Genomic DNA, 26626 nt, shown 5'->3' with positions numbered 1-26626 from the left:
TATATTTTTGTTTGTTGCACCATTTTAATAATTATTATTTTAAACTTATTTGGTTCAAAATATATCGACATTAAAATGCTTTTTTTTATGCCGGTAATATTAGCAGCTTTAAACTACGATAAAATATATAGAACCGCAGTTACTGCTTTGTGCTCATTTGCACTTCTATTCATAAATGTCGTAAATAATTTCAAAGCTAGTAATACATACGATGCTTTTGATTCAGATATTTTGTTGATTGGTATAATCTTCTTGATCAACTGGCTTATAGGCAACCTGCGGAATATTGAGCTGGAAACCCAGCAGTACCTTGAGAACCTGGCTAATTACGACGATCTGACCGGACTGGCAAATCACCGCCATTTCCAAGAAGTTTTAAGTTTTGAGCTGGAGCAAGCGTGCGTCAACAACACTAACCTGGCTCTGATCATGATGGATATTGATTATTTTAAGTTTTACAATGACACATACGGACATCAGCAAGGTGATGAAGTACTCAAAGAGATTGGGAAAATATTAAAAGCCGAAATCGGCAAAATCGGCATTGCCGCCAGGTATGGAGGAGAAGAGTTCGCCATAATTCTTCCCGGTTTAACTGCCAAGCAAGCTGTAGTTGTTGCTGATACTTTACGCTCCAACATTTCCGCCCATGATTTTTACGGTGCCGAGTTGCTGCCTCAAGGACGGCTTACTATCTCCTGCGGGATCGCCGGTTATCCGGAACATGCCGATAATAAAAAAGAGCTGATTCGCAGCGCAGATGAAGCCTTATACAAAGCTAAAAACAGCGCGAAAAATAAAGTGGAATTATATTTTACCGTTTTTAATGAGCTCGGCAATTCGGTAAGAAAAAACGAGCAGGATTTAATCAACTCCGTGCGTACGTTAGTGAGCATCATCAACGCCAAAGACAGGTATACCTATGGCCATTCCGAACGGGTCGCTCTCTACGCCCAGGAACTGGCCAAAGAAATAGGTCTGACCGAAAATCAAGTCAAATGTATCGCATACGGAGCATTTTTGCATGACATTGGCAAAATCGAGATATCCCGGGATATACTGAATAAAACAACTGTACTGACTGCTGAAGAACGTCATATTTTTAACCAGCATCCGGTTTGGGGAGCGGAAATAGTCAAACCTATCAGGGCCTTTCGGGATATCTCCCCACTTATTCTACACCACCATGAGAATTTTGACGGCACAGGTTACCCGTCAGGACTAAAAGGCGATGCCATCCCCCTTGAAGCAAGAATCTTGCGGATTGCAGACAGCTTTGATGCCATGACCACCAACAGGCCGTATAAAACTGCTATGGAAAGAGAGGCAGCCCTGGAGGAATTGAGACGGTGTTCGGGTACTCAATTTGACCCTCATTTGGTGGAACACTTTATTCGTTTGTTTACGAAAGGAAAGCTAGAAAAAAATTTAGCTTAAACTAACTCCAGCTACCCTGGAGTTTATATTTTTTTCACCCATCACATTCTGTTTAATTTTTCATAAGCTATATTAGGCAAGAAACAAATTACTAAAGTAAGGAGGTATTCTTTAATGGGAGCAGGATTTGGTGGAGGTTTTAAAGATGGTTTCTTCGGTCCTCATATGGCATTTGCCATATTCCTGATTCTGGTGCTTTTAATTTTCGCTAACTAAGCTATCTCGAAAGTAGCTATAACGTTTATGTCCTGTCGCTCCCGCTGTCTGAATCAAGAGCACCAACTGCTCGGTGCCGGACTTCCAACGGCACGCGGCTTTCGCTCTGTCCTGCCGCTCCAGCGCTTCGTGAGTCCATGCTGCTCGACCGGACAGGTCAGGGGACACACCCTTATGCAAGATTTATATTTGTTCGGGGAATGTCCCCAATTATACTCTTCACAGAGCGCTCTACGGCCCGTCAAAAAGAGCAGCTGCGACACAATGGGTTACTATTTTTCATTTTTCTGATGGCGCTGCGACAGCAGCATGAAGGTCTGTCGAAAAACCTATGTATCGAATATGCAATAAAATCAAGGATGAGATTTGCTCATCCTTGATTTTTTTCACCTATTAATGCCAGCAACTCCGCTTCGCCCAGAATGGTTATTCCCAGCTTAAGGGCCTTTTCATACTTTGAGCCCGGATCTTTACCCACTACAACATAATCCGTGTTTTTGCTCACGCTGGAAGTTGTCTTTCCACCGTGTTTTTCAATCAATTTCTCCGCTTCTTTCCGAGTCAGCGTTTCCAAGGTCCCTGTCAACACGAACAGCTTGCCCTGCAGGACTCCCTGCCCCATAGCTTTACGTTCAACTTCCATTTTTACGCCGGCCCGGCGTAACTTTTCTATAACCTGCTGATTAACGGGTTCAGCAAAAAATGTGCGAATACTTTCGGCAACTTTGGGGCCTACATCGGGTACTGCCAGCAGTTCATCCAAACTCGCCTGGCTCAAAGCGCTCAAAGAGCCAAAATGCTCCGCCAAAATCTTTCCTGCCCTTGCACCCACGTGCCTGATACCCAGAGCAAAAACCAACTGCCCGAGCCCCCTTTGTTTGCTTTCCTCTATAGCACGCAAAAGGTTTGCAGCCGATTGCTCTCCCATCCTTTCCAACTTCACCAGGTCCTTAAATTCAAGGTAATATAAATCTCCAGCATCTTTGATCAGGCCTGCATTCAAGAGCTGCTCTACCACTTTAGGGCCCAAGCCTTCAATGTTCATGGCGTCCCGCGAAACAAAGTGGATAATGCCCTCCCTGATTTGGGCTGGACAAGCCAACCCTCCGGTGCAGCGGGCTGCCGCTTCATTTTCCAGCCTGACAACTGCCGAACCACACTCGGGGCATGTTTTAGGCAAATTAAATTCCCTTTCGGAACCAGTTCTTTTATCTTTTAGCACTTCTACCACTTCGGGGATGACATCGCCAGCTTTTTGAATAACCACTGTATCGCCTATTCTGATGTCTTTTTCCCTGATAATGTCCTCATTGTGTAAAGTAGCCCGGCTAACCGTAGACCCTGCTACTTTGACCGGCGTTAAAACAGCAGTAGGGGTAAGAACTCCGGTCCGCCCCACCCGGACAATAATATCTTCTACAGTTGTAACTGCCTGTTCGGCAGGGAACTTATAGGCTATGGCCCAGCGCGGGCTTTTCGCGGTGCTGCCCAGCTCCTCTTGCTGTGCAAAGTTATTGACTTTAACTACCATTCCGTCAATTTCAAAAGGCAGTTCGGAGCGCTTGGTAGTCCATTCCTGACAGTAGGCTATTACTTCTTCAATAGTAGTGCACAATTTATGATTGCGGTCCACGGGAAAACCTAACTCCCGGAGATATTGTAATGCATCCCAGTGGGTGGAAATCTCCTGACCCTCTATATAAGTGATTTCGTAAATGAAAGCACTTAAAGAACGGGAAGCCGTAATTTTAGGATCTAACTGGCGGATTGAACCGGCAGCAGCGTTCCGCGGATTGGCAAATAACGGCTCACCGTTTTCTTCCCGCTCCTGATTTAGGCGGGCAAAAGCCGCTTTTGGCATGTAGGCTTCTCCCCGGACCTCCAAGCGAGGCAACTTTTTCGTAAGCCGCAAAGGGACAGCAGGAATAGTTTTAAGGTTACTAGTCACATCCTCCCCTGTTTCCCCGTCACCCCTGGTAGCACCCCGCACCAAAATTCCATTTTCGTAAATGAGGGCAATGGAAAGACCATCGATCTTGGTTTCTACCACATATTCCACCTGCTTGCCAACCAAGCTGGTAACACGACGGTGGAAGTCCTGCAAATCCCCGGCCCCAAAAGCGTTCCCCAGGCTCAAAAGGGGCTTGCGGTGCCGGTAATTTTCAAACACCTCCAGTGGTTTGCCACCAACTCTCTGGCTGGGGGAATCAGGTGTCAAGAGCTGCGGGTACTGTTCCTCGATGGCAATCAATTCACGCATTAGACTGTCATATTGTGCATCGGAAATTAAAGGAGAATCCAGCACATAATAGTGGTAGTTGTGCTTCTCTAACTCAGCCCTCAGTTTTTCCACTCTTTGTTTGGCTTCTAAAAAATCCATCGATTAGCTCCTCCATGCATGCAGTATGCTTGTTAGCCATCAGCCGTCAGCTGCCAGCTGTCAGCTTTTATTAATAACCATTAAACAAACTTTCATTCACAAAAAGTAAATGGTTAATCAAGTTGTATGAACTAATGCTTCGCGCTCTTTAAACTTTAATGCTAGCCAATGCTTCTAATAAAGCTGATACTTGCAGCTGATAGCTAAGAGCTGATAGCTGCTGGCTGATGGCTAATTCACTGCAGATACCTGCTAAGCGGCGGTACTACCTGTTTTTTTCGGGACATAACCCCGGGTAGAAAGATGCTGTTCTGCCCCGGTCCGGCGTTAAATGCTTTTTCCACAACTCTGCTCTGCCTGCCTGTGAAAAGCAATTCAGTTCCATCCCGCATTAAATCCGTCAGCATTAAAATTACCAAATCATACCCTTTTTCCCGCTCTGCTTCCTGCAAAGCTGCCAAGAGCTCCGCTATCTTCCCCTTAATTAAATCGGCATCAACTACTTCTATTTGTCCAATTCCGACCACACTGCTGCCTAGGTGGAATTCCTTGAAATCTTCAAAGAGAATATCCTGGCCGGTGCGCCCTGCTACCGTTGAGCCGGCCCTAAACATCGCCTTTCCGAAATCAATCATGTCCAGCCCCGAAACGGCTGCCATCTGCGCTGCGTATTTTTTGTCAGCAAAAGTCGTGGTAGGCGATTTAAAAATCAGGGTGTCGGATAAAATTGCTGCACAAAGCAGTCCGGCGATTTTAGGCGGCGGAACTATCTCATGTTCATTGTATATTTTACTTATGATAGTCGCCGTACTCCCTACCGGCTCATTGCGCATCATAATTGGCTCCGGCGTTTCCACATCAGCTATCCGGTGGTGGTCAATAATCTCCAGGACTTCAGCCTGTTCTACCCCGTGCACAGCTTGACTTTTTTCATTGTGATCAACCAGCACCAGTTTTTTCCCCCGTAAAGCCAGAAGGTTATAACGGGAAACCATGCCTAGGTACCGCTGGTTGGCATCTACTACCGGGTAGTTCCGAAACCTCGTTTCCAACATGGTTGGCTTTATCTCTTCCACCAAATCATCGTCCTGAAAAACCACCAAATTTTCCGTCCGCATGAACTTACCTACCGGCTCATCCATGGGAAAGCTGCCTATATCCCAAGCTTCCAGCAAAAGTCTGGCCAAGTCGCCTACCGTCAATAGCCCTAAAAGGCGATCGGAGTCATCAACTACAGCCAAAGTCTTAATCCCCAGCTGCCTCATTTGATTTCCTGCCTCTCTTAAACTCACATCGGCCAAAGTCGCAACCGGGTCTGCTTTTAACATATCCCTGGCCCTTGGCTTTACATCCTCCAATAAAATCGGTTCTTCCTGTTTAAAATAATCCAAAACAAAAGCCGTCTCCCCATTGATCTTGCCACATCTGCTTGGGATAGCCCTCTTATCCTGAAACTCAGTTTTAAAATAAGCGTAAGCTATCGCTGCAACAATGGAGTCGGTATCGGGGTTTTGGTGCCCGATTATATATAACTCATCAGACATAAAGATCACCTATGCTTTCTGAATGGGTGCATACTGGGCAAGCACATTCTTGATACCCAAATTGGGGAAAGCGATGGAAATCTGCGCATCTTTCCCCTGGCCGTCAATTTTCACTATGACACCTTCTCCCCATTTGGCATGAATAACATGGTCTCCTAAATTAAAGGAGGCTTTTGCACGGGGTTCAACAGCAGCAGCGGGCTTATTAAACGGTAGTGAACCTATCGTTTTAGCTTCGGTTCTTAAATTGGTTACTTGTTTAAGCTCGTCCCCCGCTTTCAACTCTTCTGGAATCTCATCCAGGAACCTGGAGGGTGGGTTGTAGAGGGTATTGCCGTATAGAGTGCGCTGCCAGGCCCGGGTCATGTACAGCATTTCCTGCGCTCTGGTCATGCCTACGTAGCAAAGACGGCGTTCCTCTTCAAGCTCCGGCTCGTCCAACAAAGCCCTGGAATGGGGGAAAACCCCTTCCTCCAGACCGGCCAGAAATACCACCGGGTACTCCAACCCCTTAGCAGTGTGTAAAGTCATTAAAACAACAGCCGCTTCTCCCTCGGCGTAGCTGTCCAGGTCGGAAACCAAGGAAATTTGGGCCAAAAAGGCGTCCAGGGTTTTATCTTCGGCATGCTTATCAAAATCAGCAGTAACGGACAAAAATTCCTGCAGGTTTTCAATCCTGGTCTGGGACTCCACTGTTTTCTCCAGTTCCAGTTCAGTCCAATAGCCGGTTTCAGTGAGGATGGTCTGTACCAAATCTGTTAAAGGTATTTTATCCACTTTTTCTCTAAAGCTTTCCATCAGCTCACTGAATTGTTTTATGCCTTTGGTAAAGCGGGGAGTTAAACCGGGGATACTGCCTACTACTTTTAAAGCCTCATAGGGACTTAACCCTACCTGTCCGGCAAATTCCTCAACTTTAGCAAAAGTTGCCTCCCCAATCCCCCTCTTCGGCACATTAATTATCCTGGAGAGGCTAACAGTGTCGCTGGGATTAGCCAGAACCCGCAGGTAGGCCAGTATATCTTTGATCTCTTTACGTTCGTAGAATTTCAATCCGCCGATAACTTCATAGGGAATGCCATGCCTGATAAATGTTTCTTCAAAAACACGGGATTGGGCGTTGGTACGATACAGCACGGCAAACTCCCTGTACGAACGCCCTTCCTGATGGTGCCGGCGGTAAATTTCGCCGGCTATGAATTCCGCCTCATGGCGTTCATCCTGGCCGATAAAGCAAATCACCGGTTCTCCCTTTTTGTTTTCCGTCCAGAGGGCCTTTTCTTTCCGCCCCGTATTGTTAGCAATCACATGGTTGGCTGCTTGCAAAATGGTCTTAGTGGAACGGTAATTTTGTTCCAGTTTAATAACTTTAGCATCGGGATAATCTTCCTCAAAATCGAGGATATTTTGGATATCGGCCCCGCGCCAGCCATAAATGGACTGATCAGGGTCCCCAACCACACAAATGTTGCGGTGGACTTCAGCCAGCATTTTAATTAACACATACTGGGCATGGTTGGTATCCTGGTATTCATCCACCAGGATATGTTGAAACTTGTGCTGATAATAATGAAGCGCTGTCCGGTTTTCCTTGAACAGCTTCACAGTTAAAACCAGCAGGTCATCAAAATCAAGGGCGTTGGCGGCTTTAAGCTTGTCCTGGTAGAGCTTAAAAACATCAGCTGCTTTTTGCTCAAAGTAATCGGCAGCCTCCCGGTCGTACTGTTCGGCGCTCTTTAGCCTGTTTTTGGCCTGGCTGATGGCAGCCTGAATGGAACGGGGCGTAAATTTCTTTTCATCCAGATTCAACTCTTTCAGACAGTTTTTGATTAGTGTTTGCTGGTCAGCAGTATCGTAAATCACAAAGTTGCTCTGGTAACCCAGGGCTGCTATTTCACGCCGCAAGATCCTTACGCACGCGGCGTGAAAAGTACTGACCCATAACCTGGCTGCAGCAGAGGCACCTACCAGACCCGTGATCCGTTCCTTCATTTTGTTGGCGGCTTTATTGGTAAAAGTAATGGCCAAAATGCGGTCAGGAGCCACTCCTTGTGCAATAAGATAAGCAACCCGGTTGGTCAGAACCCTGGTTTTTCCGCTCCCCGCTCCCGCCAGAATGAGCAAAGGACCATCTGTATGCAGAACAGCCTCCTTTTGGGCCGGATTGAGTTTATTCAAAAGTTCAAGCATTGTTTTCCTCCTGATGAATAGCTATCAGCCTCCGGCCATCAGCCTTCAGCTAACAAAATTTAAGAAATCTTCCAAACAGCTGTGCTGTTTTCTCTAGATAGCATTATATCAGAATTTAGGCAATTCTGTAGTTATAAGTAAAAAATAAAACCCCTCGCATTTGAGGGGTATTTATTATTTACTATTCCTTTTGTATACCATAGCTGTCTACCATTAAATCATGTACACGATCATAATTAGGCTTAAAGTCCTGATCTGCCGGAGTTAAGTCAGCAGCTGCTTCAGCCGTGAATTTGCTGCCTGTCTTATTCTTAGCTTGAGGAGGGACTTTGCCACCACTTTGTTTTTGCTGCATTTCATAATGGCTGTAGACCTCGTAGTCCTTATCCATGGTTACGCCGCTGATCTTTTCATCTGCCCGGTTTGTCTCTACATCGGTACGGTAAACACCGGGGCTATTGGGAAACAGTTCATCATCAGGTTCCATTTTTTCACCTCCTGTACCTCACATCTTTTAGTATATGGTAACAGGAAGCTAATTATTAGATCGACAGTCTTTTTCTTTACCTTCTGCCCTGCAATTCCCCAGCAATTTTTTCCAAATTGACACCTTGCTCTACCAGCAACACCAGCAGATGATAGAGCAAATCCGATACTTCGTAAACCACTTCTGCCGGGTTGTTATTTTTGGCTGCTATTATTACTTCCGCTGTTTCTTCGCCCACTTTTTTCAAAATTTTATCAACACCTTTTTCAAACAGGTAGGTAGTGTAAGACTTCTCGGGGCGGTTTTTCTGCCGGTCTAAAATCACCCGGTAAACTTCTTCTAATATTTTACCAAGTTTCATCCCGCCCGCTATCGCTTTCTCCTGTAGTATTTTCCCTGTGCCGTCCTTTTGCAGTTCATAGTGAAAGCAGGAATGATAGCCTTCATGACAGGCTTCTCCGGTTTGTTTGACTTTCACCAAAAGCGTATCCGCATCGCAGTCGTAATAAATTCCATCAATCTTTTGAATGTGGCCGGAGGTAGCGCCCTTATGCCACAATTCCTGCCTGCTGCGGCTGTAAAACCACGTTTCGCCCGTAGCCAGTGAACGCTCTAAAGATTCCCTGTTCATATAGGCCAGCATCAGCACTTCACCTGTATCTGACTCTTGCACAATAGCAGGAATTAAACCTTGCTGATTATATTTAATATTATCCAATACACTTTCTTGTAAATTCATCTTCTTACCAACACCCCGTTTTCCGCCAAATACTCTTTCGCCTGGGCAACCGTATATTCACCGTAATGAAAAATAGAAGCAGCCAGCACGGCATCGGCGTTGCCAATGGTCAGACCATCCAGCAAATGTTTTAAATTTCCCACTCCTCCTGAGGCGATTACGGGGATATTGACTGTCGCACTTACAGTGCTGGTTAATTCCAGGTCATATCCGTCTTTAGTCCCATCCCGGTCCATACTGGTTAAGAGTATTTCGCCGGCGCCCCTCTCTTCCACTTCTTTAGCCCAGGCAACTACATCGAGTCCTGTTGGTGTCCTGCCTCCATGGATATATGCCTCCCAAGAACCTGGGCCTTGTCGCCTGGCATCAATAGCTACTACAACACACTGGCTGCCGAATTTTTTGGCTGCTTCTTCAATCAGCTCAGGCCGCTGCACCGCAGGAGTACAGAAAGAAACCTTATCAGCACCGGCAGCCAGCATAGCCCTGATGTCCTCAATAGTCCTTAAACCTCCGCCTACCGTAAAAGGGATAAACACCTCTTCGGCAGTACGGCGCACGACATCTAACATAATTTCCCGCTCTTCTACGGAGGCGGTAATATCCAGAAAAACCAGCTCATCAGCGCCTGCCTCATCATAGGCCGCTGCCAGGGCTACCGGGTCACCGGCATCCCGGATATCCACGAAATTTACCCCTTTAACCACCCTGCCCCGGTGTACATCCAGGCAAGGTATGATCCTTTTAGTCAGCATAGCTTCCCTCACTTCCTCTCCGCCAGCGCTATAGCTTCCTCCAACTTGATTTTACCCGTATATAAAGCTTTGCCCGTTATAACTCCTTCAACGCCGTAGGCTTCCAGCTCCCGCAATGCCTCAATATCAGCCAGAGAGGAAATTCCTCCGGAGGCAATAACTTTCAGACCTGTTTTTTCAGCTAACTCCCTGGTGCTTTTCAGGTTTGGGCCTTGTAATGTTCCATCCAGCTTGGTATCGGTAAAAATTACCCGTTTAATGCCAAGATCTTTCATTTCCAGCGCCAGCTCAATAAATGTTTTATTTACGTTGGACTCCCAGCCATTGATCGCGACTAAACCATCCTTGGCATCGATCCCTAAAAGGATCCTCTCGCCGTAGAGAGCACAGGCTTTTTCTACCAGCTGAGGATTAGTTACGGCAGAAGTTCCTAAAATCACCCGGTTTATGCCTTCTTCCAGGAGCCGCCGGATTGTTTCCAGATTGCGGATGCCACCGCCCAGCTGCACCGGTATTTTTAACTTTTGCACAATTTTTGTTATAACTGCAGAATTTCTAGGAGAACCGGAAAAGGCCCCGTCAAGATCTACCAAATGCAAAAGCCTGGCGCCGGCTATTTGCCATTTTTCGGCCATAGCCACTGGGTCATCTGAAAACACCGTAGTTTCGTCCATCCGTCCCTGGTACAGCCGTACGCATTTTCCATCCTTTAAATCTATGGCCGGAATTACTAACACGTTGACACCAACTCCCCGTAATTTTTCAGTATCCGTAAGCCCCATTTACTGCTTTTCTCCGGATGGAACTGGATACCGAATACATTTTCCCTGGCTACCATAGCCACTACCTCTTGTCCATATTCGGTGGTAGCGATGACCACTTCCTGCTCATCCGGTATAACATGGTAAGAATGGACAAAATAGCAGGCTGTGCCTTCAGGCACGTCTTTTAAAATAGGGCTTTCCCGTTTAAACTTCAGTTGGTTCCATCCCATATGGGGCACTTTCAGTCCGGAGGACAGCCGTTTTACGCCCCCTTTAAAAATGCTGAGTCCTTGGTGCAAGCCATTTTCCTCGCTGTATTCAAAGAGCAGCTGCATGCCCAGGCAAATGCCCAAAAAAGGCTTCCCAGCCCGAATTGCTTCATGAATTACCGGTATCAAGCCGTTTTCTTTCAAACTTTCTATAGCATCAGCAAACGCTCCAACACCAGGCAGAACTATTCCTTTAGCTCGCTGGATCTCCCGGGGATCGCTCGTGATAAAGGCCTGGCAGCCAACGCTTTCCAAGCCCTTTTGTACGCTGCGCAAGTTTCCCATGCCGTAGTTTATTATTGCTATCACCACAACTCACGTCCTTTAATTAACCAATTGCTTTTAGCAAATACGACTATAATTTAGTAGTTGTTAGTTGTTGGTTGCTAGTTGTAAGCAATTGATTCTTTACTGTAATTTTTACAACTAACAACTAAAAACTAACAACTATCAACTAATTTAAAGCAGCCCTTTAGTGCTGGGCAGCAACCCGTGGGCTTTAGGGTCTATGGCTACCGCATCCTTTAATGCCCGAGCTAAAGCTTTAAAGATCCCTTCAATTATATGGTGTGTATTCTTGCCACTCAAAAGCTTCACATGCAGCGTCAAGCCGCCATGGACGCAAAAGGCCCGCAGAAACTCTTCCACTAATTCACTGTCAAAAGTGCCTAACTTAGCGTTAGGCAACTCCACATCAAAACTTAGATAGGGGCGACCGCTGATATCCAAGGCAACCAGGACCAGAGCCTCATCCATGGGTAAAATTATATGGCCGTAACGGGTGATGCCTGATTTATCCCCTAAAGCTTTTGTCAAAGCTTGTCCCAGCACTATGCCAATATCCTCCACCGTGTGATGGCCGTCCACTTCCAAATCGCCCTTAACTTCCAAGTGCAAGTTGAAGCTGCCATGCTTAGCCCATAAATGCAACATGTGGTCAAAGAAAGGCAACCCTGACGAACCAGTCAAGTTCCCGTTACCATCTAATTCCAGGCTAATTTTAATCTCAGTTTCCCCGGTCTTTCGATATACTGCTCCAACACGGGTCATGGCTTACCTCCATTTCAGCCTTCAGCTGTCAGCTATCAGCGCAGGCTAAAAAAATAATATTCGTATGTCAACATTCTTCCGCTACTCTTACCCTAATCGCATTGGCGTGGGCGTCGAGCCCTTCTACGCTGGCAAGCTTAATAATATCCTGGGACGCAGCTTCTAAACCTTGCCTGCTGTAAACAATCAAGCTGGACTTCTTCATATAAATATCCACATTTAACGGGGAGTAGAATTTGGCTGTTCCACCGGTAGGCAAAACGTGATTGGGACCGGCAAAATAATCTCCTAACGGTTCCGGGCTAAAATGCCCCAAGAAAATTGCCCCGGCATTCCTGATTTTACCCAGCCAGCGGAAAGGGTCCTCTACAGCCAGCTCCAGGTGCTCCGGCGCAAATTCATTGGCCAAAGCAAGCGCTTCCTCCAGATCTTCCGTAACTATAATGCCGCTGGCACTGTCGATAGACTTCCTGGCAATTTCCTTCCGGGGGAGCATCTCCAGCTGAACTTCCACTTCTCCCCGGACTGCTTGGGCTAACTCTTGGGAAGGGGTAAGCAGTATGGCTGAAGCCAGGGGATCGTGTTCTGCCTGGGAAAGCAGATCTGCAGCAACAAACTCCGGCCGGGCGGTCTCATCGGCAATAACCAGAATCTCGCTTGGTCCGGCCAGCATATCGATATCCACCTGGCCGTAGACCATTTTTTTAGCCAGAGTAACAAAAATGTTGCCCGGCCCGACAATTTTCTGTACCGGTCGCAGATTTTCCGTACCATAGGCCAGTGCAGCAATAGCCTGGGCACCTCCAGCCTTATAAACAGCCGTTACACCTGCTTCTTTAGCCGCTACCAGAGTATATGGATTCATGGTGCCATCTGCATTAGGCGGTGATGTCATAATGATCTCTTTAACTCCGGCCACTACAGCGGGCAGAGCAGTCATTAGAACAGATGACGGATAGGCAGCCGTACCTCCTGGAACATAAATGCCTACCCGCTCCACAGGCCGGTAAATTTGTCCCGTAATGTTACCTTTCGAGTCCGTTTCCCACCAGGACTTTTGCAGCTGTTTTTGGTGAAAGGAAATTATATTGGCTTTAGCCCTCCGTAAAGCGGCTAAAAATTCCTCTTCCACCTGGCGGCAAGCCTCTTCCAGTTCAGCTTCTGTCACCTGCCATGTTGCTGCACTGAGTTCGGCACCGTCAAAGCGTCTGGTATAATGAAAGACAGCTGCCTCACCGTTTATGCGCACATCTTCCACTATCTGCCGCACGCTATTGATCAAAGACTCATCAACGCCATGCACTTTGCGTAAAAGGTCTTGTACTCCCGTTTCCTTGCTATTTATTATTCTAAGCATCACTGGTTCCTCCATTGTCTATTACCTGCCGCAGCCGGGCAACAATGTCCGTTAACCTGTCATTTTTCATCCGGTAGCTCACCCGGTTAGCAATCAGCCTGGCTGTAGCTTCAAAAATGTCTTCCACCGCTACCAGTCCATTTTCCCTTAATGTTTTACCTGTAGAAACTATGTCCACAATCATTTCAGCCAGCCCCACCCGTGGCGCTAATTCTATATTGCCATGCAGCTTGATAACTTCCATTTGCATTCCCAATCCGGCAAAAAAATCCTCGGCAACTCTGGGGAACTTGGTTGCAACCCGGTTATTATTTAAGCGGCTCAAGTCAAAACCGCCATTTTCCTTAACATAACTTGCCAGCATATTTTCCGGAACTGCCACCACAAACCTGCATTTCCCGAATTTCAAGTCCACCAGCTCAAATACATCGGCTTTAGCTTCCACAATGGTATCCTTGCCCACGATTCCCAGGTCAGCGGCCCCGTACTCCACATAGGTAGGTATATCAGTTGGCCGGCAAATGATATAACGTAGATTTGCCTCAGGATAATCAAACATCAGCGTTCTGGAATCAGTTTTTAAACCTGAGGTGGGCAATCCGATGCGTCCTATTAATTCCACAGCTGTTTCCCCTAATTTGCCTTTGGGCAAGGCAATGGTCATTTTATCCAGCATCAGTAATCCCCCCGTCTACTTCCAGGACATGTTTGATTTTCCTGCCTCGGACATAATTTGAGTCCAACAAGCCCTCACCTGTCAAATCTATTTCCACTATAAACCCTTGGCCGCGCAATTCTTTGGCCTTTTTTAACAGCGCAGCATAATCATGACCTGTAAGGAGGTAATCAACCGGCGGCAGTCCATGGTCGGCATTTTGCGCAAGCATTATCCTCTCCAAGCCCATGGCAAACCCTATGGCGGGACAGTCATAGCCAAACTTTCCTAATAAATTATCATACCTGCCTCCTCCGCAGACAGGATACCCCAAACCTGGGGCATAACCTTCAAACACTATACCGGTATAGTAATCAAAATCCCTTAAGATGCTGAAATCAAAGAAAATATACTTGGACAAACCATAATTATCCAGGATTTCGTACACTTCCTGCAGCGCATCGAGAGCGTTTACAATCTCAGGCTCGGAGCTTAGCTGCCGCGCTTTCTCTAAAACTTCTCTCGACCCATGTAAAGTGGCCGTTTCCATTAGTTTTACTTTTTGCTCTTCGCTACAGCCCTGCTGTCCTAAAATAGTTTCTAAACCAACAAAGTCTTTATTGATAATTGCCTGTTTGATTTTTTTCAGGGCTGCAGGATCCTGGCCGGTCTGTTCAATTAACCCTTTAGTGACTGCAACCTGTCCGATACCAATTCTAAACTGCTCCAGGCAACAAGCAAGCAGTGCCTCTATGGCCAGTGCGATGACTTCAGAATCGGCCCCAACCCCCCGGGCACCGATGAGTTCTACACCGGCCTGACTGAATTCCCGCTGCCGGCCGGTCTGAATGCTTTCATAACGAAAAACACTCCCGGTGTAAAACAACCGTAACGGTAAAGAACCATTGCGCAAATGGGTCGTTACCAGACGGGCGATGGGAGTGGTCATATCGGGCCGCAGCGCGAGTATGCGGCCTTCACGATCAATAAACTTGAAGAGCTGGTCCTCGGGGCTGTCCTCCTCGCGCACAACCTCATAAAATTCAAAGGTAGGGGTAGCCACTTCCAGATATCCCCACTGCTGAAACAGGTTAACCAGGGCTGCTTCCAGGCTGCGTTTATTCCAAGCCTCACCGGGCAAAACATCCTTCACACCGGTAGGTATTTGTAAAAGCGGTGACAGTTTACTCATTGGCAGCACCTCTAGCGCTTTAATAAGTTAAAGTATTAACGCAATAATACCACCGCTTCAACTCACTGTCAATTACTTTTTTTGCTTTTCAGTCTTTTTAGCACCAGTTTGTAACCGTCTGCGCCGTAATTCAGGCACCTTTTCACCCTGCTGATAGTTGCCGTGCTGGCGCCCGTTTCCTCAGCGATGGTAGTATACGTATAGTCCTCTTGGAGCATCTTCGCTACCGCCAACCGCTGTGCCAGGGATTTTAACTCAGCAACTGTACAAATATCCTCAAAAAAACGGTAGCATTCCTCTTCATCTTCTAAAAGCAGAATTGCCTCAAACAGTTCGTCAATAAATTTATCCTTGAGTCTGCTGTGATAGGCCATGGCACCCTCTCCTAACCAAATTATATCCATAATTTAACCTTTTATTTTCTACAATTTTCTGTTTAATCCTTGTTTTGGGCCGGGTTTATAAAAAAACCCGCTCTTTTGTTTAAGAACGGGATAAGGTCAAATTAACTTTGTTTCTCCTCTTTTTTCGGCTCCTCCGTAACTTCAGTGTTAAGCTGATCAGTAACCTGGGAAGCGGCGTTTTTGAATTCTCTTAGCCCTTTACCAATAGCCTTTCCAACTTCAGGCAGTTTGCCTGGACCGAAGATTATTAAAGCAATAGCCAAAATGAGTATTAACTCCCATGGCCCTATGCTAGGCAAAAAACCAAACACGGTGCAACCCCCTCGTCATATTGTTATACTCATTAATTCGCTGCAAATATCGGTTTTCCTTCCAAAAGCATTAGTAGATGTGAATCCCAAAATCTGTTTTGAACATTTGGCAAAAGTAAAAATGTTAGTGTAAAATTACTGTAGGATACCCTGCAGGAAAAAAAGGGCAGGGGAAAGAAATAAGACCTCACCGTCTGGCGAAAGACGGAGCCTTAAGCCCTAAGGCAAAAAGACTCGAGAGGTGAGGTCTTATGGAAAAGATAATTCAACACTTATGGGATAAATTCCTGCTGGTTGGGGAAAACGTAATTGAGGCTTTAGAGAGAAAAATCACATATCCGGAGTTGGAAATCAAGGTTAAAGAGATCCTTAACCAATTGGGAAAAGACATACTGAAGATGGTCCTGGAAACCCAGGATGCTTATCTGGTTGAGCACCGGGAAGAACGTCCCGGTTGGGTGGTTGAGCGGCGTCAAGAAGAGAAACATGTGGTCACAGTCTTTGGAGAAATGAGCTATCATCGTACCTACTTTTACCATAAAGAAACCCAATCCTACGCTCATTTAGTTGACGACTATGCCGGATATACACCACACATGCGGGTGGATGCAGCAGCTAAGTCCGTATTGGCTGACATGGCTACCGAACAATCTTACCGTCGTAGCGGCAGAGGGCCGGAGCAGTACGGATGGGGAGAAAGTTTGAGTGGACAGACAGTCAAGAATACCATAGACAGAATTAAAGTGCCCTTGAGTAGCGATGATATAATACCTGCGCAAAAGCGAAGGGTGAGGATTTTGTACATAGAAGCAGACGAGGACCACGTAGCCCAGTGGGGAAAAAAGGGACGGATGCAAATACCGTTGATCTATGTACATGAAGGAATAGAAAAAGCAAGCCGGGGTAGGAACCGGCTCCGGAATGCCCGCTATTTCAGCGGACCGTACAAGACCATTGACGACTTATGGTTTGCTGTCCTTGACTATATAGAAAAGCAATATGAACTAGACCAGATAGAAAGGATTTATATAAACGGGGACGGAGCAGCGTGGATTCGCAGCGGAACAGAAATAATACCCAAGTCCATATTTATACTTGACCTCTTCCACCTGAGCAAATATATAATAGCCGCTGTAGGCCCTGAGCCCAAACTACAAGCAGCCCTTTGGGAACATATAAAGCGCAGTGACTTGGAAAAAGTAATGGTTGTATTGGATAAAGCCCAAAAACTCCGTCCAGAGCGCCAGAAAGCGATTACAAAAACGAAGCGGTACATTCGGGGGCAGTGGGATGGGATAGAAGCGCGTAACCGATACCGTGAAGAAGTGCAGGGATGCAGCGCAGAAGGACACGTAAGCCATATACTATCTGCCAGATTAAGCAATCGGCCAGGGGGATGGAGCAAAGCAGGAGCCGAACAAATGGCCAGCCTTCGGGCAGCCAAAGCCAACGGGTTAAATATAAAGGAAATATACCTGGCCCAGCAAAAACAACCGGTAAAAGCGTTACAGGTAGACGCAGAAAAACTAAAAAGGGCCAAGAGAACAATCCAAAGGAACGTGGCAATAGAAATGATTCGGAATATGCCCATCCTGAAAGGACCCCAGAGTCCATTGACCAAGGCCCTCAGGGCACTAGCCGCTACTGCGTAGACCTGTGCTAAGGGCAACCAGAAATAATATGTATCTTCATAGTAAAATATTAGCAATACAACCATATAATTCAAAAATTAATCAAAAAATATCAGGCAAATTTACAACGAGGCTACCGCTCTGAACCGGATAGGTGAATTTATCTCGTAAAAAATCCTACAGTTACTTGACACTATCGTAAAAATAAAGCAATTGACCCAATACCCGTAATGTGCTATTATAGGTTTCAGTTAAATAAAAGTAACGCTCTTATCAAGAGTAGGTTGAGGGACTGGCCCGATGACGCCCGGCAACCGACCACTTCAGGGGTGATAACCTCTTAATTGGCACGGTGCCAATTCCTGCAGAACGTTGTTCTGGCAGATGAGAGTTACAGGAATGTAAACCTTTTCTGCCTGTGCGGAAAAGGTTTTTTATTTGTTGGAAACTAACTTTTCTTAAGAAAAGAGGAAATGCAATGATTGAAATTGCAGGCTTAAAAAAGATCTACGGCAAAGGTAAAGGTTCCGTGCTGGCCTTAGATGGAATAGACCTGAAAATTAAACAGGGAGAGATCTTTGGGATTATCGGCTTAAGCGGTGCAGGAAAGAGCACTTTGATCAGGTGCCTGAACATGCTGGAAAGGCCAACAGAAGGAAAGGTAATTGTGGACGGACAAGATATGACAAGTCTATCGGCGAGCGAGTTGCGCCTGGCCCGACGCAATATAGGCATGATCTTTCAGCACTTCAATCTGCTCTGGTCCCGCACCGTAGCCGAGAACGTGGCCTTCCCCTTAGAAATTGCCGGTATTAAGGATAGGGCAAAGATCAACGCTAAAGTAACCCAGCTTTTAGAACTGGTAGGTTTAAGCGATAAAGCCAATGCTTACCCCTCACAGCTCAGCGGCGGTCAAAAACAGCGAGTGGGCATTGCCCGAGCACTGGCCAATGACCCGAAAGTGCTGTTATGCGATGAAGCAACATCAGCCTTAGATCCGCAAACCACCGAGTCTATCCTGAAACTGCTGAGGAGCATCAACCAGCAGCTCAAGCTGACTATTGTAATCATTACTCACGAGATGTCGGTTATCAAGTCAATCTGCGACTCGGTAGCAGTGATTGCGGACGGTAAAATTGCTGAAACCGGGCCGGTTTTGGAGCTGTTTACCAATCCCAGAACTGCAACCGCCCGGGAATTCGTAAAAAGCATAATTAACACAGAAATTCCCGAAGTTGTGACCAAGCGGCAAAACGGTGAAAAAGCAAACAGCCAGTTAATCCGGATTTCCTTTATTGGCGATTCAGCAGGGGAACCGGTAATATCCAACCTGGTGCAAACCTTTAATATCAAAGCTAACATCCTTTATGGCAATATTGACCATATTAAGGATACAATTTTCGGCACCTTAACGGTGCAGCTTGCCGGCCAACCGGGGAATACCGCTCAGGCTATCTCCTACTTAAAGCAACAGGGGTTGAAAGTAGAGGTGTTAACCAATGATTGAATCTCTCATGCAGTATCTGGCCGATATCGGCCCTCAAGTAGCGGTTGCCTTTGTCCAAACGCTTCAGATGGTAATTTTGTCAGTCATTTTTTCCCATATTCTTGGCATACCGCTGGGGATCATTCTGGTAACAACCTCGCCGGGCCATATTCTGGAAAATAAATTTGTCAATCTGGTGCTAGGCGCTGTCATCAACGCAGCCCGCTCCCTGCCATTCATCATCTTGCTGGTAGCAATCATTCCATTTACGCGGGCAATTGTAGGCTCATCTATCGGCACCATGGGGGCAACTGTTCCACTGACGGTGGGAGCAATTCCATTTGTGGCCAGAATGGTGGAAACATCCCTGAAAGAAATTGAATGGGGTATTATTGAAGCAGCCCTGTCCATGGGGGCCACTCCATGGCAGATCATTACCAAAGTGCTGCTTCCGGAAGCAATGGCTTCGCTGATTCTAGGAGCTACAATTACCACCATCACTTTAATCGGTTATTCAGCCATGGCCGGTTTTGTAGGCGGAGGCGGTTTAGGGGATTTAGCCATGCGCTTCGGATATTACCGGCGTGAAGACGGCATCTTGCTGATCACAATTATCATCTTAATTGTAATGGTTCAACTGATTCAAATGTTGGGTGAAAGCCTCTCAGGCAAAGTAAATAAAAAATAAAAGAATTGTAAGGGGGAAAAACAAAGTGAAAAAAGCGTTGCTCATTATTTTAATCCTGGGTTTGTCTTTGGGTTTACTTGCTGGCTGCGGAGATAAGCAAGAAACAGTTAGCCAGGAAACAGAAAAGCAAGAAACAACTAAATTGGTGGTAGGAGCCACTCCTGTACCTCATGCTGAAATTCTGGAAAAAGCCAAAGAACTGTTGGCTGCAAAAGGCATTGAACTGGAGATCAAAGTTTTCACCGATTACGTAACGCCTAACACAGCCTTAGCCGATGGCAGTCTGGATGCCAACTTTTTCCAGCACGTGCCTTATTTAGAGGATTTCACCAAAGAAAACAAATTGGATTTGACACACACTGTAGCAGTACACTATGAACCAATGGGCCTATACTCCCAGAAGATTAAATCTCTGGACGAGCTGAAAGACGGGGATAAAATCGCCGTACCAAATGATGTAACCAACGAAGCCAGAGCGCTGCTGCTTTTACAGGATAACGGCATCTTGAAATTAAAGGATGCAAATAACCTGAAAGCCACAAAAAATGATATCGCCGAGTACACTGTGAAAGTAGAAATAGTGGAGTTGGAAGCAGCCCAGCTCACCAGGGCGTTGCCTGACGTAACCGCTGCCATAATTAACGGCAACTATGCAATCGACGCAGGCTTAAGCCCTGCTAAAGATGCTATCATCTCTGAAAGCAAAGATTCTTTAGCTGCTAAAACTTACGCTAACGTTGTTGCTATCCGCAAAGGCGACGAAAACCGGGAAGAAATCAAGGCTTTGAATGAAGTACTGACTTCCCCTGAAATTAAGCAATTTATCGAAGAAAAATACCAAGGCGCTGTAGTGCCTACTGCAGAGTAAAAAAATAAAAGACATCGGCGGGTTTCCGGCGATGTCTTTTATTTTTGCGATATGCTTTATAAAGCCCTGTAGCCGATATCCTTTCTGTAATGCATATCGGGAAAGTTGATTTTTTCTACAGCCCGGTAAGCTTTGGATAAAGCCTCCCGTACATCAGCACCTAAGGCAGTTACTCCCAGGACTCTTCCCCCTGATGTGACAACTTGGCCGTCTTTAATGGCAGTGCCTGCATGAAAAATTTGTACATCCGGATCCTGAATGCTTTCCAGCCCGGTGATGGACAATCCTTTCCGATAGCTGCCGGGATACCCACCCGAGGCGAGGACAACACAGGCTGCAGCTTCATCCCGCCAGGTAACGGAGGTTTCTGCCAGCCTCCCTTCCAGGATGGCTTCGATTATGTCGACTAAATCCGTCTCTAACCGCATTAAAACTGCCTGGGTTTCGGGGTCGCCGAAGCGGGCATTGAACTCCAGCACTTTTGGACCACCTGCAGTCAACATCAATCCGGCATAGATGACACCCTGATAAAATCTGTTTTCCCAGGTTAAACCTTCGATTACAGGCTGTAAAATAGTTTCTGTTATTTGTTTGTCTAACTCAGGGGTGTACATTTTGGGCGGCGAATAGGCCCCCATCCCTCCCGTATTAGGCCCCTGGTCACCGTCGTAAACCCTTTTATGGTCCTGCGCCCACACCATAGGCTTGACGGTTTTTCCATCGGTAAAAGCCATGACGCTGACTTCTTCTCCGACCAAAAACTCTTCAATCACCACTTTGGAACCGGCTACCCCCAAACTTAGCTCATTCATGAAGGAATCAACTGCCCGACAGGCTTCCTCCATGGTCATAGCTACAATTACCCCTTTACCGGCAGCCAGCCCATCAGCTTTCACCACGCATGGAACTCCGTTATCTCGGATGTAGAGTTTGGCCATTTCCGGCTCCTCAAAGACGCCGTATCTCGCCGTAGGAATATGGTACTTGTACATTAAATCTTTTGCCAGACCTTTACTTCCTTCGATGGCAGCAGCCCTGCCGGTGGGAGCAAAAATACGCAGGCCATGGGCTTGAAAAAGTTCAGCGATCCCTAAAACCAACGGAGCCTCTGGTCCCACCACGGTCAGGTCTATCTTCTGCTCCAGAGCAAAGCGGACCAATCCCTCTATATTTTCGGCAGCAATAGGGACACATTTCGCAGTTTGGCAGATCCCTCCGTTTCCAGGAGCACAGTAAATATTGGTTACTTTAGGGCTCTGGGCCAACTTCCAGACCAGCGCATGCTCCCTGCCACCGCCACCCACAACTAGTATTTTCATGTTAAACCTCCTTTGTTGTAATAGGCCACTGGCCGTCAGCCATCGGCTTTCAGCTCAAAAAATGAGTCAGGGGACGGTTCTCTGACTCACTATTCAAGCACTAATGAGTCAGAGAACCGTCCCCTGACTCATTAGTGCTTGAAGTGTCTCATGCCTGTAAAGGCCATGGCTATGCCGTGCTCGTTGCAGGCTGCAATTGATTCCTCATCCTTCACAGAGCCGCCGGGCTGAACTATAGCAGAGATACCGTACTTTGCTGCCAGGTCCACCGTGTCGCGGAAGGGGAAAAAAGCATCGGAGGCTAAAACTCCCCCCCTGGCTTTATCCCCGGCCTGCTCCAGCGCAATTTTCGCCGCTCCTACCCGGTTGGTTTGGCCAGGTCCGATACCCGTTGTAACTCCACCTTTAGCCGTAACAATGGCATTGGATTTAACGTGTTTCACCACTTTCCAGGCAAATTCCAAATCCTTAATTAAATCAGGAGAAGCTTTCTTCGTAGTTACCCACTTCCAGTCACCGGAATAAAGTTCTATATCTTTATCTTGGACTAAAAAGCCGCCGCTGACCTTTTTAATATCCAATTGTAACTCTCGTCCCTGTCCGGCTGGTACAGACATTACCCGCAGGTTAGGCTTCCCGCCTAAAATCTCCAGTGCCTCCGGAGTATAACCCGGTGCGGCAACAGCTTCTAAAAATGTTTTAATTAACTCACTGGCAGTGGGGCCGTCAACAATCCGGTTAAAACCCACAATACCTCCAAAAGCTGAAACAGGGTCGGCCTCATGAGCTTTTGTATAGGCCTCAGCCAATGTTGCCGCTATAGCCACACCGCAGGGGTTGGTATGCTTGATGATAGCGCATGCCGGTTCGCTAAACTCCTTAACTATATTCCATGCCGCCTCTAAATCCATGATATTGTTGAAAGACAGCTCTTTGCCCTGCAGCTGCTTGGCCGCAGCCAGCCCCGAGTTTTCTGTGCGGTAAAAAGCCGCATTTTGATGCGGGTTTTCCCCGTAGCGCAGGTCCTGAACTTTTTCGCCTGTTAAACTGAAAATGGGTGGGAATTTTTCGCAACCAATTAAATCTCCCAGATATTGGCTTATCATCAAGTCATATTCAGCGGTGTGCCGGAAAGCCTCATAGGCCAACTCCCGTCTTAAAGCCAGGGATACTTCTCCCTGCTCCCGCAGCTGGGATAAAACTTCGGGATACCTGGCCGGGTTAACGATGACAGTAACATATTCGTGGTTTTTGGCAGCAGCTCTGACCATGGCAGGGCCGCCGATGTCGATGTTTTCAATAGCTTCTTCTAATGTAACATCGGACCTCGCAATGGTCTCCTTAAAAGGATAGAGGTTGACTACTACAATATCAATAGGCTCAATTTCGTTTGTAGCCAATTGTTTCAAATGGTCCGGTGTGCGCTTGGCCAGGATTCCTCCGTGGATTTTGGGATGCAAAGTCTTCACTCTGCCTTCCAGTATTTCAGGAAAACCTGTAGCCTGGCTGACAGGAGTCACCGGTATATTGTGTTCCTGCAATGTTTTTGCTGTTCCTCCGGTGGAAAGAACCTGGTAACCCAAACTCACCAGTTCCCTGGCCAACTCTACAATTCCGGTCTTATCAGATACACTTAAAAGCGCGCGCATTTTATCACCTCCGCATTCTTAGCTGTCAGCCGTCTGCTGTCAGCTATTACTCTAGCTTAAGTATTTTTCAAAAAGATATTTAGCCACAATTCTTTTTACTACCAACTACCTACCAACAACCAGCAAATATTCAAGGCTGACGGCTGCAGGCTGATAGCTAATAGCTATTCTTCAACAAGCACTCTTCTCCCAATAACCCTTACCTTCCCCCGAGCAATCCACCGCACCACTTGGGGCAGCAGACGGTGCTCTTCTTCCAAAATCCGTCGGGCTAAACTGTCGGCATCATCATCCTGTTTCACAGGGACAACAGTTTGGGCGATTATGGGACCACCGTCCATACGTTCGTCAACAAAATGCACCGTACAGCCAGAATACTTCACTCCGTATTCCACTGCCTGGGCCTGGGCATTTAACCCCGGAAAAGCCGGCAAGAGCGAAGGGTGGATATTGATCACTCTCTCCGGAAAAGCGGCCAAAAAGGTTGAAGTCAAAAGGCGCATATATCCGGCCAGCACCACCAGCTCTACATTCCGGGCTTTCAACTTTTCTACCAGGGCCTGATCATAAGCGTCTTTGGAATTAAAGTTTTCGGGCGCCACATATTCCGCCGGAACGCCGAAATCCCCGGCCCTTAAAAGGGCCTGAGCTTCAGCCCTGTCGCTCAGCACCAGGACGATCTCAGCTCCTAAACTTCCGTCCCTAGCCGCCTCCAGTAGGGCCTGCAGATTGGAGCCCCTGCCAGAAACAAGCACACCTACCTTTAGCATCGGTACTCCATAACCCCGCTTCCGGCAACAATTTCACCGACGGGAAAGGCCTGCTCCCCTTGCTGCTCCAAAAAATGAATAACAGCTTGTTCCTGTTCTTCAGGGACCACCAGTACTATTCCGATGCCCATGTTAAAGGTGCGGTACATTTCTTCCGTACTAACATTGCCTAGTTCTTGAATTAAGGTAAAAATTGGCGGAATGGGCCAACTGCCCAGGCTTATTCTGGCATTCACTCCCCGGGGCAAAATGCGCGGAACATTCTCCGTCAGCCCTCCCCCTGTAATATGGGCCATACCCTTGATCTGGTACATTTCCAGTAACTTCAGCACTGGGCGGACGTATATTTTTGTAGGGGTTAAAAGTTCATCTCCCAAAGGGCGGCCTACACCCCGGACCACCTGGTCCAGTTTCAGTCCTCCCGCTTCCAAAAGCACCTTGCGGGCTAAAGAATACCCGTTGGAATGGAGGCCTGAGGAAGCTATGCCGATTATTTTGTCACCGCAGATTATATCTCTGCCATCAATTATTTTGCTCTTCTCAACAATACCTACGGCAAAGCCGGCCACATCGTACTCTTCTTCCGCGTAGAAACCAGGCATCTCCGCCGTTTCTCCCCCGATCAGGGCACAGCCGGCCTCCCGGCAGCCGCTGGCGATGCCGCCCACAATGTCCGCCACTTTTTCAGGAACAAGTTTTCCTACCGCCAGGTAGTCCAGAAAGAATAAGGGCTCCGCCCCTTGGACCAGAATATCGTTGACACACATGGCCACAGCATCGATCCCGATGGTGTCGTGTTTGTCCATCAGCATGGCTACCCTTAACTTTGTACCGACACCGTCAGTCCCCGCTACCAGCACAGGCTCCTGATATTTTCCTTTATTTAAGGCGAAGAAACCTCCAAAGCTGCCTAAATCACCCAATACCTCCGGACGCCACGTCTTTTTGACATGGCTCTTCATTAACTCCACAGCCTTATTGCCCGCTGCGATATCCACTCCGGCATCCTGATATGTCAGAGATTTCTTCTCCATCACGCCCGACCTCTTTCCAAAGCAAATTTTCCTTCAATATTTTCCGGTATCTCAATGGGATAGCGGCCATTAAAACAAGCCACACAGAAATTATCCTTGGAGCCGCGAGCTGCATTTAACATACCTTCCAAGCTTAGGTAGTACAGGCTGTCTGCTCCAATAAATTTCCTGATTTCTTCTAAATCGTGTTGGGCAGCAATCAATTCCGCCCGGGCTGAAGTATCAATACCGTAATAACACGGGTAAAGAATAGGCGGTGAGCTGATCAGGAGGTGCACTTCCTTCACCCCGGCTTCACGCAGCATCTGGACAATTTTCCTGGAAGTAGTACCCCGCACAATGGAGTCATCAACCAGTACCACCCGCTGTCCCTGCAAAACCTGGCGAATGGGGTTGAGCTTCAAGCGGACACCAATATCCCGCATTTTCTGCACAGGCTGGATAAAAGTCCTGCCTATGTAGCGGTTCTTCATCAATCCATCTTTAAAAGGAATCCCTGAACTTTCAGCATAACCAACTGCCGCAGCCGTACCCGAATCAGGGACAGCCACTACCATGTCTGCCTCAACTGCTTTTTCCCGGGCCAACTGCCTGCCCATTTCCCTGCGGACCTCATTCACTACTTCGCCGTCAATGACGCTGTCAGGGCGGGCCAGGTAAACCAATTCAAAAACACATAAGGCCCTGTCAGGGTGAGCTTTAGTCTGGACGGAGCGCGGCCCGTTATGGTCGATAACCACAATTTCGCCCGGCTCAATGTCCCGGAGGAAGACAGCTCCAATGGTATCAAGGGCACAGGACTCGGAAGCGATGACAAAAGCTTCTCCCAATTGGCCTAAGCACAGGGGGCGTACTCCAAAAGGGTCCCGCATGCCGATCAATTTGTCTTCTGTCATGATTACCAGAGAATATGCCCCTTTCAGGTCGATCATGCATTTCATCAAAGCCTCTTCAATGGTGTTTTGACCGTAACGGGCGATTAAATTGACTATCACTTCCGTATCTGAGGTAGACTGAAAAACAGAGCCTGTGGCGCCCAAAGAGTACCTGAGATCATTGGCATTAGTCAAATTCCCATTATGGGCCAAGGCGACCATTCCCCGCAGGTAGCGGAAAGACAGGGGCTGCGCATTGACCAAAGAAGTGGAACCGGTGGTAGAATAGCGCACATGACCGATGGCTATATGCCCTTTGAGCTTTGCCAGGTTCTCTTCATTAAAAACCTCAGCCACCAGGCCCATGTTCTTATGGACGTCGATATATTTACCGTCGGATACGGCGATTCCGGCGCTTTCCTGGCCGCGGTGCTGCAAAGCATAAAGACCGTAGTAGGTCAAGGTGGCTACCTCCAGGCCAGGTCCATAAATGCCAAACACTCCGCACTCCTCGCGGGGCTTGTCTTCTAAAAAGCAAGGCATTTAAGCCGCCCCC

Annotated in this window: 24 protein-coding genes and 1 riboswitch; of the genes, 5 read left to right on the top strand and 19 right to left on the bottom strand. The window is 47.2% G+C overall.

From position 1 onward, the window contains the following. Positions 1–231 precede the first annotated feature (231 nt). Positions 232–1437 carry an HD-GYP domain-containing protein gene (locus EYS13_RS00325; RefSeq protein ID WP_227764852.1) on the top strand — a complete coding sequence of 402 codons (1206 nt, stop codon included), beginning with the start codon at positions 232–234 and terminating at the stop codon, positions 1435–1437. A 586-nt stretch (positions 1438–2023) separates the two neighbouring features. On the opposite strand, the gene ligA is transcribed toward EYS13_RS00325, so the two are convergent. The 14 genes from ligA to EYS13_RS00255 all read right to left on the bottom strand — a co-directional run bounded on the left by ligA (position 2024) and on the right by EYS13_RS00255 (position 15750). Next, positions 2024–4033 carry an NAD-dependent DNA ligase LigA gene (ligA, locus tag EYS13_RS00320; RefSeq protein ID WP_227764850.1) on the bottom strand — a complete coding sequence of 670 codons (2010 nt, stop codon included), beginning with the start codon at positions 4031–4033 and terminating at the stop codon, positions 2024–2026. 236 nt (positions 4034–4269) lie between these two features. Continuing rightward, positions 4270–5577 (bottom strand): putative manganese-dependent inorganic diphosphatase, encoded by a 1308-nt coding sequence (locus EYS13_RS00315; protein ID WP_227764848.1) that lies wholly within the window; start codon positions 5575–5577, stop codon positions 4270–4272. Positions 5578–5586: 9 nt separating this feature from the next. After that, complete coding sequence (gene pcrA / locus EYS13_RS00310) at positions 5587–7767, bottom strand: DNA helicase PcrA (protein ID WP_227764847.1); 2181 nt, start codon at positions 7765–7767, stop codon at positions 5587–5589. Positions 7768–7948: 181 nt separating this feature from the next. Next, the gene (locus EYS13_RS00305) at positions 7949–8254 is read right to left on the bottom strand and encodes a hypothetical protein (protein WP_227764844.1); all 306 of its coding nucleotides are present in this window, start codon (positions 8252–8254) and stop codon (positions 7949–7951) included. A gap of 76 nt (positions 8255–8330) precedes the next feature. Further along, positions 8331–8993 (bottom strand): bifunctional phosphoribosyl-AMP cyclohydrolase/phosphoribosyl-ATP diphosphatase HisIE, encoded by a 663-nt coding sequence (gene hisIE, locus EYS13_RS00300; RefSeq protein ID WP_227764842.1) that lies wholly within the window; start codon positions 8991–8993, stop codon positions 8331–8333. After that, the gene (gene hisF, locus EYS13_RS00295; protein ID WP_227764840.1) at positions 8990–9748 is read right to left on the bottom strand and encodes an imidazole glycerol phosphate synthase subunit HisF; all 759 of its coding nucleotides are present in this window, start codon (positions 9746–9748) and stop codon (positions 8990–8992) included. The genes hisIE and hisF overlap by 4 nt, the downstream gene beginning before the upstream one ends. Positions 9749–9756: 8 nt before the next feature. After that, the gene (hisA, locus tag EYS13_RS00290; RefSeq protein ID WP_423055307.1) at positions 9757–10485 is read right to left on the bottom strand and encodes a 1-(5-phosphoribosyl)-5-[(5-phosphoribosylamino)methylideneamino]imidazole-4-carboxamide isomerase; all 729 of its coding nucleotides are present in this window, start codon (positions 10483–10485) and stop codon (positions 9757–9759) included. Then, positions 10479–11093 carry an imidazole glycerol phosphate synthase subunit HisH gene (gene hisH / locus EYS13_RS00285; protein ID WP_277998226.1) on the bottom strand — a complete coding sequence of 205 codons (615 nt, stop codon included), beginning with the start codon at positions 11091–11093 and terminating at the stop codon, positions 10479–10481. The genes hisA and hisH overlap by 7 nt, the downstream gene beginning before the upstream one ends. A gap of 147 nt (positions 11094–11240) precedes the next feature. Next, positions 11241–11831, bottom strand: a complete 591-nt coding sequence (gene hisB, locus EYS13_RS00280; protein ID WP_227764836.1) for an imidazoleglycerol-phosphate dehydratase HisB — start codon at positions 11829–11831, stop codon at positions 11241–11243. Between the two features lie 67 nt (positions 11832–11898). After that, complete coding sequence (gene hisD, locus EYS13_RS00275) at positions 11899–13188, bottom strand: histidinol dehydrogenase (protein WP_227764834.1); 1290 nt, start codon at positions 13186–13188, stop codon at positions 11899–11901. Then, entirely contained in the window at positions 13181–13864 is a 684-nt protein-coding gene (gene hisG, locus EYS13_RS00270) for an ATP phosphoribosyltransferase (RefSeq protein ID WP_227764833.1), read from the bottom strand. Before hisG ends, hisD begins: the two co-directional genes overlap by 8 nt. Beyond that, positions 13854–15035 carry an ATP phosphoribosyltransferase regulatory subunit gene (gene hisZ, locus EYS13_RS00265; protein ID WP_227764830.1) on the bottom strand — a complete coding sequence of 394 codons (1182 nt, stop codon included), beginning with the start codon at positions 15033–15035 and terminating at the stop codon, positions 13854–13856. Before hisZ ends, hisG begins: the two co-directional genes overlap by 11 nt. Before the next feature lie 68 nt (positions 15036–15103). Beyond that, entirely contained in the window at positions 15104–15409 is a 306-nt protein-coding gene (locus tag EYS13_RS00260; RefSeq protein WP_227767731.1) for a YerC/YecD family TrpR-related protein, read from the bottom strand. A 131-nt stretch (positions 15410–15540) separates the two neighbouring features. Beyond that, entirely contained in the window at positions 15541–15750 is a 210-nt protein-coding gene (locus tag EYS13_RS00255) for a Sec-independent protein translocase subunit TatA/TatB (protein ID WP_277998224.1), read from the bottom strand. A 251-nt stretch (positions 15751–16001) separates the two neighbouring features. On the opposite strand from EYS13_RS00255, the gene EYS13_RS00250 reads away from it, so the two are divergent. From EYS13_RS00250 to EYS13_RS00235, 4 genes are all read left to right on the top strand, one after another. Next, on the top strand, positions 16002–17402 hold the full coding sequence (locus tag EYS13_RS00250; RefSeq protein ID WP_227764829.1) for an ISLre2 family transposase: 1401 nt from the start codon (positions 16002–16004) through the stop codon (positions 17400–17402). Between the two features lie 246 nt (positions 17403–17648). After that, a riboswitch (SAM riboswitch) is annotated at positions 17649–17772 on the top strand. Positions 17773–17859: 87 nt separating this feature from the next. Beyond that, entirely contained in the window at positions 17860–18888 is a 1029-nt protein-coding gene (locus EYS13_RS00245; protein WP_227764826.1) for a methionine ABC transporter ATP-binding protein, read from the top strand. Then, positions 18881–19555: a methionine ABC transporter permease MetI gene (locus EYS13_RS00240; RefSeq protein WP_227764825.1), complete on the top strand. Its 675-nt coding sequence runs from the start codon at positions 18881–18883 to the stop codon at positions 19553–19555. Before EYS13_RS00245 ends, EYS13_RS00240 begins: the two co-directional genes overlap by 8 nt. Before the next feature lie 25 nt (positions 19556–19580). Next, complete coding sequence (locus tag EYS13_RS00235) at positions 19581–20423, top strand: MetQ/NlpA family ABC transporter substrate-binding protein (protein WP_227764822.1); 843 nt, start codon at positions 19581–19583, stop codon at positions 20421–20423. Positions 20424–20479: 56 nt separating this feature from the next. Here EYS13_RS00235 and purD read toward each other — a convergent pair whose 3' ends face one another. The 5 genes from purD to purF all read right to left on the bottom strand — a co-directional run bounded on the left by purD (position 20480) and on the right by purF (position 26613). Continuing rightward, on the bottom strand, positions 20480–21742 hold the full coding sequence (purD, locus tag EYS13_RS00230) for a phosphoribosylamine--glycine ligase (protein ID WP_227764821.1): 1263 nt from the start codon (positions 21740–21742) through the stop codon (positions 20480–20482). Between the two features lie 131 nt (positions 21743–21873). Then, positions 21874–23391 (bottom strand): bifunctional phosphoribosylaminoimidazolecarboxamide formyltransferase/IMP cyclohydrolase, encoded by a 1518-nt coding sequence (purH, locus tag EYS13_RS00225; RefSeq protein WP_227764819.1) that lies wholly within the window; start codon positions 23389–23391, stop codon positions 21874–21876. 164 nt (positions 23392–23555) lie between these two features. Continuing rightward, positions 23556–24161 (bottom strand): phosphoribosylglycinamide formyltransferase, encoded by a 606-nt coding sequence (gene purN, locus EYS13_RS00220; RefSeq protein ID WP_227764818.1) that lies wholly within the window; start codon positions 24159–24161, stop codon positions 23556–23558. Beyond that, positions 24155–25195, bottom strand: coding sequence for a phosphoribosylformylglycinamidine cyclo-ligase (gene purM / locus EYS13_RS00215; protein WP_227764815.1), 1041 nt, complete (start codon positions 25193–25195; stop codon positions 24155–24157). Before purM ends, purN begins: the two co-directional genes overlap by 7 nt. Then, positions 25195–26613: an amidophosphoribosyltransferase gene (gene purF / locus EYS13_RS00210; protein ID WP_227764813.1), complete on the bottom strand. Its 1419-nt coding sequence runs from the start codon at positions 26611–26613 to the stop codon at positions 25195–25197. Before purF ends, purM begins: the two co-directional genes overlap by 1 nt. Positions 26614–26626 lie beyond the last annotated feature (13 nt).

It is taken from the genome of Zhaonella formicivorans (assembly GCF_004353525.1).
GTDB lineage: Bacteria > Bacillota > DUOV01 > DUOV01 > Zhaonellaceae > Zhaonella > Zhaonella formicivorans.
The sequence above is the reverse complement of the archived record's forward strand: the minus strand, read 5'-3'. Positions and strand labels throughout refer to the sequence as shown.